The sequence below is a fragment of the Rheinheimera sp. genome, assembly GCF_030690345.1.
Classification (GTDB): Bacteria; Pseudomonadota; Gammaproteobacteria; order Enterobacterales; family Alteromonadaceae; genus Alishewanella.
The window spans coordinates 488,394-505,313 of record NZ_JAUYGV010000001.1 but is presented as its reverse complement, the minus strand read 5'-3'; the positions used below and the strand labels follow the sequence as shown (position 1 = coordinate 505,313).

General features: G+C 50.2%; 15 protein-coding genes. 14 read left to right on the top strand and 1 reads right to left on the bottom strand.

All coding sequences use genetic code 11. From position 1 onward, the window contains the following. Positions 1-80: 80 nt before the first annotated feature. Complete coding sequence (locus Q8O77_RS02405; protein WP_305551271.1) at positions 81-1,364, bottom strand: citrate synthase; 1,284 nt, start codon at positions 1,362-1,364, stop codon at positions 81-83. Between the two features lie 393 nt (positions 1,365-1,757). Between Q8O77_RS02405 and sdhC the strand changes: the two genes are divergently transcribed. The 14 genes from sdhC (at position 1,758) to Q8O77_RS02335 (ending at position 16,916) form a co-directional block, all read left to right on the top strand. Continuing rightward, the gene (gene sdhC, locus Q8O77_RS02400; protein WP_305551270.1) at positions 1,758-2,135 is read left to right on the top strand and encodes a succinate dehydrogenase, cytochrome b556 subunit; all 378 of its coding nucleotides are present in this window, start codon (positions 1,758-1,760) and stop codon (positions 2,133-2,135) included. Further along, complete coding sequence (sdhD, locus tag Q8O77_RS02395) at positions 2,126-2,473, top strand: succinate dehydrogenase, hydrophobic membrane anchor protein (protein WP_305551269.1); 348 nt, start codon at positions 2,126-2,128, stop codon at positions 2,471-2,473. Before sdhC ends, sdhD begins: the two co-directional genes overlap by 10 nt. Then, entirely contained in the window at positions 2,474-4,246 is a 1,773-nt protein-coding gene (sdhA, locus tag Q8O77_RS02390) for a succinate dehydrogenase flavoprotein subunit (protein ID WP_305551268.1), read from the top strand. 12 nt (positions 4,247-4,258) lie between these two features. Next, positions 4,259-4,978: a succinate dehydrogenase iron-sulfur subunit gene (locus Q8O77_RS02385; RefSeq protein ID WP_305551267.1), complete on the top strand. Its 720-nt coding sequence runs from the start codon at positions 4,259-4,261 to the stop codon at positions 4,976-4,978. A gap of 102 nt (positions 4,979-5,080) precedes the next feature. After that, complete coding sequence (locus Q8O77_RS02380) at positions 5,081-7,891, top strand: 2-oxoglutarate dehydrogenase E1 component (RefSeq protein WP_305551266.1); 2,811 nt, start codon at positions 5,081-5,083, stop codon at positions 7,889-7,891. A 66-nt stretch (positions 7,892-7,957) separates the two neighbouring features. Further along, positions 7,958-9,157: a 2-oxoglutarate dehydrogenase complex dihydrolipoyllysine-residue succinyltransferase gene (gene odhB / locus Q8O77_RS02375; protein ID WP_305551265.1), complete on the top strand. Its 1,200-nt coding sequence runs from the start codon at positions 7,958-7,960 to the stop codon at positions 9,155-9,157. A gap of 145 nt (positions 9,158-9,302) precedes the next feature. Beyond that, positions 9,303-10,469 (top strand): ADP-forming succinate--CoA ligase subunit beta, encoded by a 1,167-nt coding sequence (gene sucC / locus Q8O77_RS02370; protein WP_173500154.1) that lies wholly within the window; start codon positions 9,303-9,305, stop codon positions 10,467-10,469. Between the two features lie 10 nt (positions 10,470-10,479). Then, on the top strand, positions 10,480-11,352 hold the full coding sequence (gene sucD, locus Q8O77_RS02365; protein WP_305551264.1) for a succinate--CoA ligase subunit alpha: 873 nt from the start codon (positions 10,480-10,482) through the stop codon (positions 11,350-11,352). Between the two features lie 138 nt (positions 11,353-11,490). Next, positions 11,491-12,546 (top strand): multifunctional transcriptional regulator/nicotinamide-nucleotide adenylyltransferase/ribosylnicotinamide kinase NadR, encoded by a 1,056-nt coding sequence (nadR, locus tag Q8O77_RS02360; RefSeq protein ID WP_305551262.1) that lies wholly within the window; start codon positions 11,491-11,493, stop codon positions 12,544-12,546. Between the two features lie 83 nt (positions 12,547-12,629). Continuing rightward, the gene (locus Q8O77_RS02355) at positions 12,630-13,361 is read left to right on the top strand and encodes a thermostable hemolysin (protein WP_305551260.1); all 732 of its coding nucleotides are present in this window, start codon (positions 12,630-12,632) and stop codon (positions 13,359-13,361) included. Then, positions 13,361-14,827, top strand: coding sequence for an AMP-binding protein (locus tag Q8O77_RS02350; RefSeq protein ID WP_305551258.1), 1,467 nt, complete (start codon positions 13,361-13,363; stop codon positions 14,825-14,827). Before Q8O77_RS02355 ends, Q8O77_RS02350 begins: the two co-directional genes overlap by 1 nt. Continuing rightward, positions 14,802-15,482 (top strand): TenA family transcriptional regulator, encoded by a 681-nt coding sequence (locus tag Q8O77_RS02345; protein WP_305551256.1) that lies wholly within the window; start codon positions 14,802-14,804, stop codon positions 15,480-15,482. The genes Q8O77_RS02350 and Q8O77_RS02345 overlap by 26 nt, the downstream gene beginning before the upstream one ends. Further along, positions 15,479-16,270: an SDR family oxidoreductase gene (locus Q8O77_RS02340; RefSeq protein ID WP_305551254.1), complete on the top strand. Its 792-nt coding sequence runs from the start codon at positions 15,479-15,481 to the stop codon at positions 16,268-16,270. The genes Q8O77_RS02345 and Q8O77_RS02340 overlap by 4 nt, the downstream gene beginning before the upstream one ends. Position 16,271: 1 nt before the next feature. Further along, a complete protein-coding gene (locus tag Q8O77_RS02335) occupies positions 16,272-16,916 on the top strand; it encodes a hypothetical protein (protein ID WP_305551252.1) in 645 nt (214 codons plus the stop codon). The last annotated feature ends 4 nt before the right edge of the window (positions 16,917-16,920 follow it).

The window sequence follows — 16,920 nt, the reverse complement described above, 5'->3', positions numbered from 1 at the left end:
GCAAATCAGATGCCGGATGGCAGGCAAGAAAAAAGCGGCCGCAGCCGCTTTTTAAACACTATTAATAAGTGTCGGTGAAATTAACGTTTGTTCAGCGGTTTAAAATCACGGGCAGTGTAGCCGGTGTACAGCTGACGCGGACGGCCGATTTTGTGGCCTTTTTCGCCGAGCATTTCGTCCCAATGTGAGATCCAGCCAACGGTGCGTGACATGGCAAAAATTACCGTGAACATGCTGGTTGGAATGCCAATGGCCTTTAAGATAATACCACTGTAGAAATCCACGTTCGGATAGAGTTTTTTCTCGATAAAGTACGGATCAGACAGCGCAATGCGCTCCAGTTCCATCGCGACATCTAGCAATGGATCTTTAATGTTCAGTTCTTTTAATACTTCATGGCAGGTATCGCGCATAACTTTGGCGCGCGGGTCAAAGTTTTTGTACACGCGGTGACCAAAGCCCATCAGGCGGAAGCTGTCATTTTTATCTTTGGCGCGGGCGACAAACTCAGGAATGCGATCTACAGAACCAATTTGCTGTAACATCTTCAGACAAGCTTCGTTGGCGCCACCGTGTGCCGGGCCCCACAATGATGCTACGCCAGCGGCGATACAAGCATAAGGGTTAGCACCGGATGAACCAGCTAAACGTACAGTAGAGGTAGAGGCATTTTGCTCGTGGTCCGCATGTAACATAAAGATACGGTCCATCGCTTTAGCCAGAATAGGGCTTACCTTGTAATCTTCTGCCGGCACAGAGAACATCATATGCAGGAAGTTAGCTGAATAGCTTAAGTCATTGCGTGGGTAAACAAACGGCTGCCCTACAGTGTACTTGTACGCCATAGCAGAAATCGTCGGCAACTTGGCAATTAAGCGATGTGCACTACGTTTACGCTGCTCCGGGTCGTTAATGTCCAGGTCTGAGTGATAGAACGACGATAAGGCGCCTACTACACCACACAGCATCGCCATCGGGTGAGCATCAACACGGAAGCCCTGGAAGAAAGAGGCAATTTTTTCGTGCACCATAGTATGGCGGGTAATGGTGTTCTTAAATTGGTTGTATTGCTCAGCTTGCGGTAATTCACCTTCTAACAACAGGTAGCACAGCTCAAGATAGTCTGAATGGTCTGCCAGCTGCTCAATCGGGTAGCCGCGGTGCAATAACACACCGTTGTCGCCGTCGATATAGGTAATTTTAGATTCACATGAACCGGTAGACATAAAACCCGGATCAAAAGTGAAGTACCCTTGCTGACCCAAGGCGCGAACATCAATTACGTCTGTGCCGGCGCTGCCAGAGTAGATTGGCAACTCGAACGATTTCCCATCGATCTGCACGACGGCCTTTTTATCTGCCATTGGATTTCTCCTGTTGTTGTAGTATCGGGTTAAAGGAATTTAGCAAATTGGTCGCTATTCTAACTGCAAACGACCCCTTAAAGTCAATTTTAATGCGTTTCTGCTTAATAAGTATTCGACTCTGGTATTATTGCCCTAATGCGCAAAGTGTGTAATGTTTCAAATACGGATTTTTTCGAGTAAAACCAAACAAAAATTGTAATAGCGAGTCACGAAATATATACTATTGCGGTTTTTAAACAGTTCACTCAGCAAGCACTTTTTGCTGAATCCGGCAGGACTGATCCAGCTTGAGCAATAAGGTGTATTGGTTTTGGGTGTTGACTGTTTATACAGCAATGACAACGACAATGACAACAAGAGCTCGATAATGGGCATCGATGGGCAAGCACTGTGAAAAAACAAAGACCAGTAAATCTAGACCTCTCTACCATATCGTTTCCGGCACCTGCCATAGCGTCAATTTTACACCGGGTTACCGGGGTGGCATTGTTTTTCGCATTGGTATTCGTTATTTGGGCCTGGGCATATTCGCTACAGGACCAACAGAGCTTTGATTTTGTCAAAGAGCTGATGACGTCTCACCTGGCTAAATTCATTGCCTGGGGTACCATCACTGTTCTTATCTATCACCTGGTTGGCGGTATCCGTCATCTGATTATGGATATGGGACACTGGGAAGAGCTGAAATCCGGCAACTTAAGCGCCAAGGTAACAATAGCGCTTTGGGTAGTATTAGCAGTATTAGCAGGAGTATGGTTATGGTTCTGAACCAGGCAAGCCTGAAACGCGATGGCGTGCAGGATTACGTATCGCTGCGCGCAACAGCCATAGTGCTGGCGCTGTACAGCGTATTTATTTTGGGTTTCTTCCTTATTACGCCGGAAGTTACCTTTGAAGTGTGGCAAGCCTTGTTTGCCAACATCCTGGTAAAAGTATTTACCTTGTTAGCTTTAGTGTCTATTGCCGTGCACACCCGCATTGGTTTGTGGCAGGTGCTGACTGATTACATCAAATCAGCGGCTCTGCGCGCAGTATTACAATTCTTCCTTTATGCGCTGGCTTTCGCTTATGTTGCGGTTGGCCTGTTTGTTCTGTGGGGTGCTTAAGTGACTATTCCTGTAAGAGAGTTTGACGCCATCGTAATTGGCGCAGGTGGTGCCGGTATGCGCGCCGCACTGCAAATTACCCAATCTGGTTTAAGCTGTGCCTTATTATCCAAAGTGTTTCCAACCCGTTCGCACACGGTATCTGCCCAGGGCGGTATTACTGTAGCACTGGGTAACAGCCACCCGGATAACTGGGAATGGCACATGTTTGATACTGTTAAAGGTTCTGATTATATCGGTGACCAGGACGCTATCGAATACATGTGTAAAACCGGCCCGGAAGCGATTACTGAGCTGGAGAATATGGGCTTACCTTTCTCCCGCTTTGAAAATGGCCGCGTGTACCAGCGTCCGTTTGGTGGCCAGTCTAAGAACTTCGGTGGCGAGCAAGCTGCCCGTACTGCTGCTGCTGCAGACCGTACCGGTCACGCTTTATTGCACCTGCTGTATCAGCAAAACGTAAAAAACAAGACTCAGGTATTCTCTGAGTGGTATGCGCTTGATCTGGTGAAAAACCAGGACGGTGCTGTGGTGGGTTGTACAGCGATTGATATTGAAACCGGCGAAATCGTTTATTTCAAAGCCAAAGCAACGGTGTTGGCAACCGGTGGTGCAGGTCGTATTTATGCTTCTACCACCAACGCGCACATTAACACCGGTGACGGTGTAGGTATGGCGCTGCGTGCCGGTGTACCGCTGCAGGACATGGAAATGTGGCAATTCCACCCAACCGGTATCGCCGGTGCGGGAACCCTGGTGACTGAAGGCTGTCGCGGTGAAGGCGGTTACCTGCTGAACAAAGACGGCGAGCGCTTTATGGAGCGTTATGCGCCTAACGCGAAAGATTTAGCCGGTCGTGACGTGGTTGCCCGCTCCATGATGACGGAAATTCGTGAAGGTCGCGGTTGTGATGGCCCCTGGGGTGTACACATTAAACTTAAATTAGACCACTTAGGTGCGGAAGTATTAGAAAGCCGTTTGCCTGGTGTGTGTGAGCTGTCAAAAACGTTTGCGCACGTTGACCCGGTAAAAGAGCCGATCCCGGTTATTCCAACTTGTCACTATATGATGGGTGGTATTCCGACTAACGTGCATGGCCAGGTGATTAAACCCACAGCCGATGGCGGCGAGACTATTGTTGCCGGCTTATTTGCCTGTGGTGAAATCGCTTGTGTGTCAGTACACGGTGCTAACCGTTTAGGCGGTAACTCACTGCTGGACTTAGTGGTGTTTGGCCGTGCTACCGGCTTACATTTAGGTGAAGCGCTGGCGGCAACTTCTGAAGCCCGTGCTGCATCGCAATCAGACGTGGACGCTGCTTTAGCGCGTACTCAGCGCTGGGAAGATACCAAGCCAGGCCAGGGTGAAGACCCGGTGCAAATTAAGAAAGACCTGCAAAAATGTATGCAGCTGAACTTCTCGGTATTCCGTGAAGGTGTTGCCATGGCTGAAGGTTTGGCTGAGTTAAAAGAAATTCGTGAACGGTTACAGTTTGCCCGTCTGGATGATAAGAGCTCAGATTTTAATACCGCGCGTATTGAATGCTTAGAGCTGGACAACCTGATGGAAACGGCGTTTTCAACTGCGGTGGCGGCTAACTTCCGTACCGAAAGCCGCGGTGCTCATGCCCGTTTTGATTTCCCGGATCGCGATGATGAAAACTGGTTATGCCACAGTGTGTATACACCGGAATCCGAATCAATGTTTAAGCGTAAAGTAAATCTGGAACCTAAGTTCCGTGAAGCTTTTGCGCCTAAAGCACGTACGTACTAAGAGGGCACAGCGATGAAGAAGTTGGTATTCTCAATCTATCGTTACAACCCTGATGTCGACAAAGCGCCGCGCATGCAGGATTACACCCTGGATAACCCGGAAGGCCGGGATATGATGGTGCTGGACGCGCTGATTAAGTTAAAAGAGCAAGACCCGGGTTTATCGTTCCGTCGCAGCTGCCGTGAAGGCGTATGCGGTTCAGATGGTTTGAACATTAACGGTAAAAACGGTCTGGCCTGTATTACGCCTTTATCAGCCGCAGGTTTAAAAGGCGGTAAAATTGTGGTTCGTCCATTACCGGGTTTACCGGTAGTGCGTGACCTGGTGGTCGACATGAGCCAGTTTTACACCCAGTACGAGAAAGTGAAGCCGTACCTGATCAATGACAGCAAGTTACCACCGGCCGGTGAGTACCTGCAGTCACCGGAAGAGCGCGCTAAACTGGATGGTTTGTACGAGTGTATTCTGTGTGCCTGTTGTTCTACCTCTTGCCCGTCATTTTGGTGGAACCCGGACAAGTTTATCGGCCCGGCCGGTTTACTGCATGCTTACCGTTTCCTGGCAGACAGCCGCGATACGGCAACTGAGCAACGCTTAAACGATTTGGATGATGCATTCAGCGTATTCCGCTGCCATGGCATCATGAACTGCGTTAACGTATGTCCTAAGGGCTTAAACCCTACCAAAGCGATTGGCGAAATTAAATCTATGTTGTTAAACCGGGCGCTGTAATGCGCCCTTTTTTGGTATGTGCATGAAAAATAGCCTGGTTGTATGCAACCGGGCCATTTTTTTGCTACTTTTTCCAGGTGCGCGGAAATTAAGGGAAACTAAATGCACGAAGGTGTAATGAAGGCGTGGTTAGAGTCTTCTCATCTTGGCGGCGGCAACATGGCCTACGTCGATGAGCTCTATGAATCCTACTTAGCTGAACCTACCAGCGTTGGTGATGAATGGCGTGAGTTTTTCGCCAAACTGCCAAAACTTGACGGTGTCGATCTTGAAACCTGTCACTCAGACGTCAGACAGCAGTTTGCCGACTTGGCCCGCAATAAACACCGTGAAGTGGTGGTGGTCAATTCCGGCACCGCCGCCGACAGTCGTCAGGTTAAAGTGTTGCAACTGATTAACTCTTTCCGCTTTCGCGGCCATCAGCAGGCTAATTTAGACCCGCTGGGCTTGTGGAAGCAATCTCGCGTGCGTGACTTAGAGTTGTCTTATCACGACCTGTCCGAGAGTGATTACGATACAGAGTTCAATGTTGGATCATTTGCCATTGGCAAAGAAACAATGAAATTAGGTGAATTGCACAAAGCACTGGAGAAAACCTACTGTGGTTCTATCGGTGCCGAGTACATGCACATCGTCTCCACCGACGAAAAACGTTGGATCCAGCAGCGCCTGGAATCTATTCAGTCAGCGCCTTCTTATGATAAAGCCGCCAAAACCCGTATTCTGAAAGGCCTGGTTGCGGCAGATGGCCTGGAGAAATACCTGTCATCCAAATTCCCGGGCGCAAAGCGTTTTGGTTTGGAAGGCGGTGATGCCATGGTGCCAATGCTTAAAGCCATGATCCACCGTGCCGGCGAGCAGGGTGCGAAAGACTGCGTTATCGGTATGGCGCACCGCGGCCGCTTAAACACCTTAATTAACGTACTGGGTAAAAACCCGTCAAAATTATTTGATGAATTTGCCGGTAAGTATGAAGTCGTCGGTGCCGGTGACGTGAAATACCATATGGGTTTCTCGTCTGATTTTGAAACAGCCGGTGGCAATGTGCATTTAGCGCTGGCGTTTAACCCGTCACACCTGGAAATTGTAAACCCGGTAGTGATGGGCTCGGTACGCGCGCGTTTAGACCGTCGCGGTTGTACCGACGGTTCCCTTGCGTTGCCCATTACCATTCATGGTGACTCGGCCTTTGCCGGCCAGGGTGTGGTAGCCGAAACCTTTAATATTTCGCAAACCCGTGCCTTTAAGGTGGGTGGTACTATCCGTCTGGTGATCAACAACCAGGTAGGCTTTACCACCTCAAAGCAGGAAGATACCCGCTCTACAGAATACTGTACTGACATCGCGAAAATGGTGCAGGCACCGATATTCCATGTTAACGGTGATGACCCGGAAGCTGTGGTGTTTGTCGCGCAACTGGCAGTGGATTACCGTAATACCTTTAAGCGTGACGTGGTAATTGACCTGGTATGTTACCGCCGTAATGGCCACAACGAAGCTGACGAGCCAAATGCAACGCAGCCGTTGATGTATCAGAAAATTAAAAAACACCCGATACCACGTGAAATTTATGCGCAGAAGCTGGTAGCCGAAGGTTTATTCAGCACTGAGCAAATCAGTGAAATGACCGAGCAATACCGTGATGCGCTGGATAAAGGCGATTGCGTGGTAGAAGAGTGGCGGCCAATGACAGAGACTTCTGTCGACTGGACACCCTTTATCGGTCACGACTGGGATGCCACTTATGACGCCAGCGTATCGGTAGAAAAACTGGTTGAACTGGGCAAAAAAGCCACTGCTATTCCGTCGTCGCATACATTGCAACGTCAGGTTGGCCGCGTATATGAAGACCGTGCCTTGATGTTGGCAGGCGAGAAGAAAATTGATTGGGGCTTTGCCGAGATCCTGGCTTATGCTTCAACGGTAGCCGAGGGCAGCCGCATTCGTATTGTTGGCCAGGACTCCGGCCGCGGTACTTTCTTCCACCGCCATGCGGTATTGCATAACCAAACAGACGGCAGCACCCATATTCCACTGGAGCATATCAGTGACGACCAGGGCCCGTTCCAGGTATATGACTCTGCCTTGTCAGAAGAAGCGGTACTGGCGTTTGAATACGGCTATGCCACCGCAGAGCCACGTGCCATGGTTATTTGGGAAGGGCAGTTTGGTGACTTCGCCAACGGCGCTCAGGTGGTAATTGACCAGTTCTTAAGCTCAGGCGAGCAAAAGTGGGGCCGCTTGTGTGGCTTAACATTACTGCTGCCACACGGCTACGAAGGCCAGGGCCCGGAGCACTCTTCAGCCCGTCTGGAACGTTTCCTGCAATTATGTGCTGATCACAATATGCAGGTCTGTATCCCGACTACACCAGCGCAGGTGTTTAATATGTTGCGCCGTCAGATGGTACGGCCAATGCGTCGTCCGCTGATCGTGATGTCGCCTAAATCGTTACTGCGCCACCCGCTGGCAACCTCTACGCTGGAAGAGCTGGCAGACGGCAAGTTCCACAACGTGATTGGTGAGATAGACGATCTTAAGCCAAAAGATGTTAAGCGTGTGGTGTTCTGTAGCGGTAAGGTGTACTACGAACTGCTGGAAGAGCGGCGTAAGCGCGAGCAAAAAGACGTGGCTATAGTGCGTGTTGAGCAGTTGTACCCGTTCCCGCACGAAGAAATGGCCGAAGTGTTAAGCCAGTACCAGCACGTTACAGACTTTGTCTGGTGTCAGGAAGAGCCGCAAAACCAGGGAGCCTGGTATTGCAGCCAGCACCATTTCCGTGCAGCTATTCCTAAAGCAGGCTATCTGACTTACTCAGGTCGTGACGCTTCGTCATCGCCGGCAGTGGGTTATCTGTCGGTGCATAACAAGCAGCAACAGGCTTTGGTTAACGACGCGCTGAGCATTAAATAATGACTTGTCCGGCCCGCGCTGCGGGCCGGTTGAACGAAATAAGACCAACCGGTAAAAGGTGAAAAAGTGGAAATTAAAGTACCCGTACTGCCAGAATCCGTTGCAGATGCAACCATCGCCACCTGGCACGTTAAAGCAGGCGAAGCCGTAACACGCGACCAGGTATTAGTTGATATTGAAACTGACAAAGTAGTACTTGAAGTTGTTGCCCAGGCCGACGGCGTAATGGGTGAAATCATTCATGACACCGGTGCGACCGTAACGGCTGAAGAAGTGATCGGCAAAATGGAAGCCGGTGGTGCACCGGCGGCGAAAAAAGACGACGCCCCGGCCAAAAAAGATGATGCTAAAGCTGAAGCTGCACCAGTTGCCTCAGACGACAGCAACGACGATGCCTTAAGCCCGTCTGTGCGCCGCATGATTGCCGAGAAAGGCTTAGACGCCGGCAAAATTAAAGGCACTGGCAAAAATGGCCGTGTTACCAAAGAAGACGTAGAGAAGTTTGTTGCCGGTGCGCCTGCTAAAGCGGCGGCTGCGGCATCAGCTCCTGCAGCTGTAGCCGGTGATCGTAGCCAGAAACGTGTGCCTATGACACGTTTACGCAAAACCATCGCTAACCGTCTGTTAGAAGCGAAAAACTCCACGGCTATGTTAACCACCTTCAACGAAGTGAACATGAAGCCGATTATGGACCTGCGTAAGCAATACCAGGACGTGTTTGAAAAGCGTCACGGTATCCGTTTAGGCTTTATGTCGTTCTATGTTAAAGCGGTAACTGAAGCGCTGAAACGCTTCCCTGAAGTAAACGCTGCTATTGATGGCGACGATATCGTTTACCACAACTACTTCGATATCAGCATTGCGGTGTCTACACCACGTGGCCTGGTAACGCCGGTACTGCGTGATTGCGACAAAATGAACCTGGCTGAGATTGAAAAAGCCATTAAAGATTTAGCCTTAAAAGGCCGTGACGGTAAGTTGTCGATGGACGATTTAACCGGTGGTAACTTCACCATCACTAACGGTGGTGTGTTCGGCTCGTTAATGTCTACGCCAATTATCAACCCGCCACAGTCCGCCATTTTGGGTATGCATAAAATCCAGGATCGCGTCATGGTAGTGGATGGCAAGATGGAAATTCTGCCAATGATGTATCTGGCACTGTCTTACGATCACCGTATTATCGACGGTAAAGAGTCAGTCGGCTTCCTGGTAACCATTAAAGAGTTGCTGGAAGACCCAACCCGTATTTTGCTGGATATTTAATTATTCAGAGAAAATAACTAAAAATGCTGTTGTTTTGTGACAACAGCATTTTTTATCAAACCGATTGGCATTATAATACGCGCCGATCAAAGTCAGGTTGGACCATAGTGGCCAGCCTCCATATTCAAATGAACGGAAAATAGCCATGAATTTGCACGAGTATCAGGGTAAGCAACTGTTTGCCCAATATGGTTTGCCTGTATCTAAAGGCATCGCCGCAGCTACAGTTGAAGAAGCGGTAGCAGCTGCAGATAAAATCGGCGGCGATATGTTTGTTGTCAAGGCGCAGGTTCACGCTGGTGGTCGCGGTAAAGCGGGCGGTGTGAAGCTGGTTAAGAGCAAAGAAGACATCAAAGCTTTCGCAGAAAAATGGCTTGGCAAGAACCTGGTAACTTACCAAACTGACGAAAAAGGTCAGCCGGTAAGCCGTATCCTGGTTGAACCTTGTACTGACATCGCTAAAGAGCTGTATTTAGGTGCAGTGGTAGATCGCTCTTCACGTCGTATCGTGTTTATGGCCTCTACTGAAGGTGGCGTGGAAATTGAAACCGTAGCCCACGAAACACCGGAAAAAATTCTGAAAGCCGCTATCGACCCGTTGGTTGGCGCTCAGCCATACCAGGGCCGCGATCTGGCCTTTAAACTGGGGCTGGAAGGCAAGCAAATTAACCAATTCGTGAAAATTTTCATGGGTCTGGCGAAATTGTTCCAGGAAAAAGACCTGGCACTGTTAGAAGTAAACCCGCTGGTTATTACGCCGGCCGGTGATCTGCACTGTTTAGATGCCAAACTGGTTATCGACGGCAATGCGTTGTACCGTCACCCTGAATTAAAAGAAATGCAGGATCCATCACAGGAAGATCCACGTGAAGCACACGCTGCCTCATGGGAGCTGAACTATGTAGCCTTAGGTGGCGACATCGGCTGTATGGTTAACGGTGCGGGCCTGGCAATGGGTACTATGGACATCGTTAAACTGCACGGTGGCCAACCGGCTAACTTCCTCGACGTTGGCGGCGGCGCAACCAAAGAGCGCGTAGTTGAAGCATTCAAAATTATCCTGTCTGACACTGCGGTTAAAGCCGTTTTCATCAACATTTTCGGCGGTATCGTGCGTTGTGACATGATTGCTGAAGGTGTTATCGGCGCAGTGAAAGAAGTTGGCGTTAAAGTACCGGTTGTTGTGCGTCTGCAAGGTAATAATGCAGAACTGGGTGCTAAAGTGCTGCAAGAAAGTGGCCTGAACATTATCGCTGACACAGACCTGACTGGCGCAGCCAAACAAGTTGTTGCAGCAGCGGCTAAGGCATAAGGGGTAGGCAATGAGCGTTTTAATTAATAAAGATACCAAAGTAATTTGTCAGGGTTTTACCGGTGCACAGGGTACTTTCCACTCTGAGCAAGCCATTGCTTACGGCACTAAAATGGTTGGCGGTGTAACGCCGGGTAAAGGCGGTCAAACGCACCTGGGTTTACCGGTGTTTAACACTGTACAAGAAGCGGTAGATGCTACCGGCGCGACAGCGTCTGTTATCTATGTACCGGCACCGTTCTGTAAAGATTCTATTTTAGAAGCGGCAAACGGCGGCATTAAGCTGATTGTTTGTATCACTGAAGGCATTCCTACGCTGGACATGCTGGACGCTAAAGTAAAATGTGACGAATTAGGCGTAATCTTAATTGGTCCTAACTGCCCGGGCGTAATCACGCCGGGTGAATGTAAAATTGGTATCATGCCGGGCCACATTCATAAGCCGGGTAAAGTCGGTATCGTTTCACGTTCAGGCACCCTGACCTATGAAGCGGTAAAACAAACTACTGATTACGGTTTCGGCCAGTCTACCTGTGTTGGTATCGGTGGTGACCCAATTCCGGGTTCTAACTTTATCGATATCCTGAAATTATTCCAGGACGATCCACAAACTGAAGCCATCGTTATGATCGGTGAAATTGGTGGTTCAGCAGAAGAAGAAGCGGCCGCTTATATCAAGCAACACGTGACTAAGCCTGTCGTATCTTACATTGCCGGTGTTACTGCACCAGCGGGTAAGCGTATGGGCCACGCCGGCGCTATCATCTCTGGTGGTAAAGGTACTGCGGATGAAAAATTCGCTGCACTGGAAGATGCCGGTGTTAAAACCGTGAAGAGCTTAGCCGATATCGGTAAAGCGCTGAAAGAAATCACTGGCTGGTAATAAGCTGCTGATTTAAATTCTGAAAAACCCGCTTACTCGGCGGGTTTTTTTATGGCAATGCGCGTCGGCCAGGGTGTTTTGGTGTTTCTGTTAAAAGACGTGTAATGTATTGCCAGCATTTTATAGTGGATCAGACGCATGAAAACAGGGGTATTTCCGGGCAAGTTTTTACCACCGCATCGCGGTCATATTACGGCGATACTGCGCGCGCATGCGTTGTGCGACAAGCTGTATGTAGTAGTCAGTGAGCGCACTGCGGAAGATGGTGAGCTGTGCCGGAACGCCGGTATCGGTTATATCAGCGGTGTGCTGCGTCAGCGTTGGTTGTCGCAGGAGTTACAGGGGCTGGGCATTGAGGTGCTGCTGCAAAACGAAGATGCAATGGCACCCTTCCCGCAAGGTTGGGCTGATTATGCCGCCTTGCTTAAACGCACTGTATCTGAACCTTTTGCCGTTATCTTTGGCGGTGAGGAGAGTTATCGCGACGGCCACAGCCGGCACTTTCCTGGTATTGACTACACAGTGCTGGACCCACAGCGCACCCAGTGGCCTATCAGCGGCACCGAAATCCGTAATCACCCGTATTTACACTGGGACTATATTGCCGGGTCTGCCAGGCCTTTTTTTGCCCGTAAGGTGTTAATTACCGGGCCTGAGTCCTGCGGCAAAACCACCTTAACCCGCAAGTTAGCCAAAGTGTATTGCACCTCTTGGTCAGAAGAGTTGGGACGCGATTATCAGCAAGACGTAGTAGGCGGAAATGGTGATCTGTTTGAGCCGGAAGACTTTAACCGTATCGCGCATTTACAGTATGAGCAGGATTTAAAAGCCCTGCGAAGTGCTAACAAAGTGTGTTTTTTTGACACTGATGCCGTGGTAACCGCATTTTTCAGTAAGGCCTTTTCAGGCGCGGTAGCTAACCGCGTCGGGAGTTTTATAGATCCCGGCAAGTACGATTTGGTTATTGCCCTGCAGCCCACCGTGCCCTGGGTTGCGGATGGTATGCGCGAGTTGGGTGAACAGGCGACCAGAGAACTGAGTTTTACCGGGTTGATGGAGCTGTATCGGCAATATGGTTTTGATATTGATTCTTTCGTGATCATAGCGGCACCTGACTATTACACCAGGCTCGAAGGCTGTATTTCTGCAGTAGAATCTTTGTTGTATGGCAAAGGGCCTGCTATCGCTCCGTAACACATCTTAGTTTCCGTCGGGTCTTAAGATTACTTTAAGCTTGCTATTGCACACTGATCGTAACGGTAACACAGGAGTCCGTTATGATCAGTCTGATGCGTAGTGCCGAATCGTTTACCAGTGCCGGAATGGCCGGATTAAGCAGTGCCCCTGCCTTTGATACCCTTTTGCCTGACCACATTACACATGGCGTACTGCAGTTAATTGAACCGCAGCATCAGCTTCGCCAGGCACTACAACAATTTATTGCCGAAGGTTTCGCCAGCCACTACCAGGCTGATGTACAGCAGTTTATGCCGTATTTGCTGGGGGTTGCTTTGTCAGGGCGTTGGCAGGCTGCTTTGGGGATCCGTTTTGCCGCCAGCGGCAGCCTGTTTATTGAGCAATATCTGTCTTCGCCGGCGGAGCTGGTGCTGAATAACCATAATATTGTCAGCAATCGCGCAGATATTGCCGAGATCGGGCATTTGTATGCGCAAAACCGTCCGGCACTCATGCAGTTGTTTGTATTGTTGGTGCAGGCACTGCATCAGCTGAATATTAAGCAATTGGTATTTGCGGCGACAACAGATCTGAAACGCTTGTTGACCCGTCACGGCATTGAGCTGAGCGATGTTGCCGATGCATCGGCAGAATGCCTTGGCGATAAGGCGGTTAACTGGGGCAGTTATTACCAATCTAAGCCGAAAGTATGTGTGTTGTCTGTGGTACAGGCAGCGAACCGTATCCAGTCTGATCAACGTTTAGTGCAGTTAGTTTTCCGCCACTGGCCGCAGCTGCATATTCTGGTTAATGCGCTGCAGGAGACCATTTGATGCACTTTTTCCCCGCCAAGTCTGCAAGGCTTATAGATGCCGGCACTGGTTGTGTGCTGGACAGCAGCGCGATACAACGCCATGTAAATCAGTGGCAGATAATTCTGCAAAGTTATCAGGGCCAACGGGTAGTGCTGACAGCAGATAGCAGTATCAGCTGGATCCTCGTCGATTTAGCCTGCTTAACCGCGGGTATTTTGTTAACCCCGCTGCCCGGCTATTTGAGTGAAACGCAGCGCAGTGCTGTGCTAACCAGACTGCAGCCGGATTTATGGCTTAGCGACTGCGAAATTGACGATGACGCCTGTACTTTGCTTGAAGAGCGGCATGGCTTGTTGCTGTACCGGCGCCGGGTTAATGCGGCTGTTGCAGTAGCACCCGGCACGCAAAAAATTACTTTTACGTCGGGCTCTACCGGCGACCCTAAAGGGGTTTGTCTGTCCGGCGATGGCCAGCTGGATGTTGCGCAGGCATTAAAAGCCCGGGTTGAGCTTATCAGCAGCGGCTGTCCACGGCATTTATGTTTATTGCCCCTGCCAACCTTGTTAGAAAACATTGCCGGGGTTTACGCGCCTTTGCTGGCTGGAGGCGAGGTTATTGTTGCTTCCGACACCATCCGCGGTTTTGTTGGCAGCCGTTTAACCAAGCCTCATGCACTGCTGCAGCTTATCAGTGCGCAGCAACCGAAAAGTCTGATCCTGGTGCCTGAGCTGTTAAAAATGCTGGTACAGGCCGCAATAAAAGGCTGGCAAGTGCCGGCAAGTCTGGAGTTTATTGCCGTTGGCGGAGCCTATGTCTCGCCGGATTTGCTGAAAACAGCCGCAGCACTCGGTTTGCCGGTATATCAGGGCTATGGTTTGAGTGAATGTGGCTCAGTTGTAGCCCTGTCAGGCACAGTTCCGGCTCAGGCCACAGATTCAGTTGGCTTACCGCTGGCGTGTCGTGATGTACAGATCATTGATGGTGAGTTGGTAGTAAACACCCCTTTTCTCGGTTATCTCGGTGAGCCTGACTCTGCAGCGCAGCAGGTGTATACCGGTGATCTGGCTGAGTGGACAGCTCAGGGTGGGCTGCGTATTTCGGGGCGGCGTAAAAATCTGCTGATTAACAGCTTTGGCCGCAATATTTCACCGGAATGGGTAGAAACCGCGCTGACCGACAGCGGTGTAATACAGCAAGCGATGTTGCTTGGTGATGCGCAGCCTTATTGCACGGCGCTGTTATATGCTGCGGCAGATATCAGCGACGTACAATTGGCTGCGGCGGTACAGCAGGTAAATCAGCAATTGCCGGACTATGCCACTGTGGTGAACTTTCACCGGTTGGCTACGCCATTTTGCCCAACGCAGGGCACCCTAACGGAAAACGGCCGGCTGCGGCGCAGCTGTATTGAGCAACGGTATGCCAGCCAAATTTCCGCTCTGTTTACAGGAGAACAGTATGAACTTTTATCAATCCCTGCTTGAAGCCACTGAACAGGAACGTCATTACCTGTTGTCAGCCCCTATAATAACCCGTTGTTTCAACGGCGATTTTACCCTTGATCATTATGTTGCTTTTTTACAGCAGGCTTATCACCACGTAAAGCATACAGTGCCGCTGTTAATGTCGGTGGGGGCTTTGCTGCCTGAACGCCAGGAATGGCTCAGAGACGCCGTTGCTGAGTACATTGAAGAAGAGCTTGGACATCAGGAGTGGATCCTTAATGACATCAGTGCCTGCGGCTATGACAAAGAGCAGACAAGGCGCAGCACACCGGCGTTTGCGACAGAAATGATGGTGGCTTATGCCTATGATGCTGTGCGCCGTATCAGTCCGCTGGCTTTTTTTGGCATGGTGTTGGTACTGGAGGGCACGTCAATTAATCTGGCGGAACAAGCCGCGGCAAATATTGCCGGTAAGCTTGGTTTACCGCGAAAAGCGTTCACTTACCTCAATTCGCACGGCGCGCTTGATCAAGAACACATTAAATTTTATCAAGGCCTGATGAACCGCATAACAGATGCCGGCGAGCAGGCCATTATCGTGCATGCCGCCAAACGGTTTTATCACCTGTATGGCGATATATTCCGCAGCCTTGAGCAACCGCACGGACTCGGCGTAACAGGAGACGCAGCATGAAAAGCTTAGCGGGTAAGCGTGTGCTGCTGACCGGGGCGACCGGCGGTATAGGGCAGGCAGTACTTAAACGGCTGCTGCAACTGCAGGCCAGCGTAGTCATTAGCTCGCGCAGTAGTAGCAAATTGGCAGAGCTGCAGGCAACAGCACCACCACATATCCTCGCTTTTACTGCCGATATAACCGATGAAGCGGGCCGTCAGGCGTTGCTCAACTTCTGCCGTCAGCATGGCGGCATTGATGTTCTGATTAACAATGCCGGCATCAGCCAGTTTGCTGAAGCCACAGAGCAGCACGCCGAAACACTGCTAAACACCAATTTGCTGGCGCCTGTCCGGTTATGCCAGCTGTTTTTACCTATGTTGCAACAACGCAGCGGCACCATTTTAAACGTGGGATCAACATTTGGCAGTATTGGTTATCCCGGCTTCAGCGGCTATTGCGCCGGAAAGTTTGGTCTGCGGGGGTACACTGAAGCCTTAAGCCGTGAGTTGTCAGACAGCAACGTAAAAGTGCTTTATTTTGCCCCGCGCGCTACGCAAACCGGCATCAACCCGCTGCAGGTTGAGGCAATGAACAAAGCGCTCGGGCAGGGCGTAGACAGCCCGGAGTATGTAGCCATGGCATTGGCTGAGCAGTTAATCAGCGGCAAAAGACGTTGCTATGTGGGCTGGCCGGAGAAAATTTTTGTGCGCTTAAATGGCGTGTTCCCCGCTGTGGTTGATAAAGCCCTGGGTAGCAAGCTTAAGCAGATAAAACAATTTTTTGTCACAAAGCAGGTGGAGGTTTGATATGAAAAGCAGATTGATATTGGCATTAGCCACGCTTACATTGCTAAGCACTGTCCGCGCCGACGTACTGGACGAAATTAAACCGTTACAACAGCGCTGGGCTGAAGTGAGTTATCAGTTGGCTGAAGATAAACGCGCTGAGGCCTTTGCCCAATTGTTAGCTCAGGCGGATGATGTGGTGCAGGCCAATGCCGGTAAAGCTGAAGCCTATATTTGGCGCGGTATAGTTGCATCCGGTTATGCCGGTGCTAAAGGCGGGCTAGGCGCCTTGTCGTTAGCAAAACAGTCTAAAGCTGATCTGGAGCAAGCATTGCAACTGGATGACACGGCTTTGTTGGGATCGGCTTACACCAGCCTGGGCGCACTGTATTACAAAGTACCGGGTTGGCCGGTGGGGTTTGGCAGTGACAAAAAAGCCCGGCTCATGCTGGAAAAAGCACTGGCACTAAACCCACAAGGTATTGATCCAAATTATTTTTATGCTGAATTTCTGATGCAGCAGCGCGACTACACAGCAGCAATGCGCTATCTTGAAATAGCCAAACAGGCACCGGCGCGGCCGGACCGGCTGTTGGCCGACACCGGCCGGCGGCAGGAACTGCTGCAGTTGGAAAAAAAGCTGCATAAAAAGTTGAAAACTAACTGAGATA

Bases quoted from the DNA above. Each gene is read 5' to 3' on its own strand.
- sucC (WP_173500154.1), top strand. From the start codon at position 9,303: ATGAATTTGCACGAGTATCAGGGTAAGCAACTGTTTGCCCAATATGGT.
- Q8O77_RS02335 (WP_305551252.1), top strand. From the start codon at position 16,272: ATGAAAAGCAGATTGATATTGGCATTAGCCACGCTTACATTGCTAAGC.
- sucD (WP_305551264.1), top strand. From the start codon at position 10,480: ATGAGCGTTTTAATTAATAAAGATACCAAAGTAATTTGTCAGGGTTTT.
- Q8O77_RS02350 (WP_305551258.1), top strand. From the start codon at position 13,361: ATGCACTTTTTCCCCGCCAAGTCTGCAAGGCTTATAGATGCCGGCACT.
- nadR (WP_305551262.1), top strand. From the start codon at position 11,491: ATGAAAACAGGGGTATTTCCGGGCAAGTTTTTACCACCGCATCGCGGT.
- Q8O77_RS02340 (WP_305551254.1), top strand. From the start codon at position 15,479: ATGAAAAGCTTAGCGGGTAAGCGTGTGCTGCTGACCGGGGCGACCGGC.
- Q8O77_RS02385 (WP_305551267.1), top strand. From the start codon at position 4,259: ATGAAGAAGTTGGTATTCTCAATCTATCGTTACAACCCTGATGTCGAC.
- Q8O77_RS02345 (WP_305551256.1), top strand. From the start codon at position 14,802: ATGAACTTTTATCAATCCCTGCTTGAAGCCACTGAACAGGAACGTCAT.
- Q8O77_RS02405 (WP_305551271.1), bottom strand. From the start codon at position 1,364: ATGGCAGATAAAAAGGCCGTCGTGCAGATCGATGGGAAATCGTTCGAG.
- Q8O77_RS02355 (WP_305551260.1), top strand. From the start codon at position 12,630: ATGATCAGTCTGATGCGTAGTGCCGAATCGTTTACCAGTGCCGGAATG.
- Q8O77_RS02380 (WP_305551266.1), top strand. From the start codon at position 5,081: ATGCACGAAGGTGTAATGAAGGCGTGGTTAGAGTCTTCTCATCTTGGC.
- sdhD (WP_305551269.1), top strand. From the start codon at position 2,126: ATGGTTCTGAACCAGGCAAGCCTGAAACGCGATGGCGTGCAGGATTAC.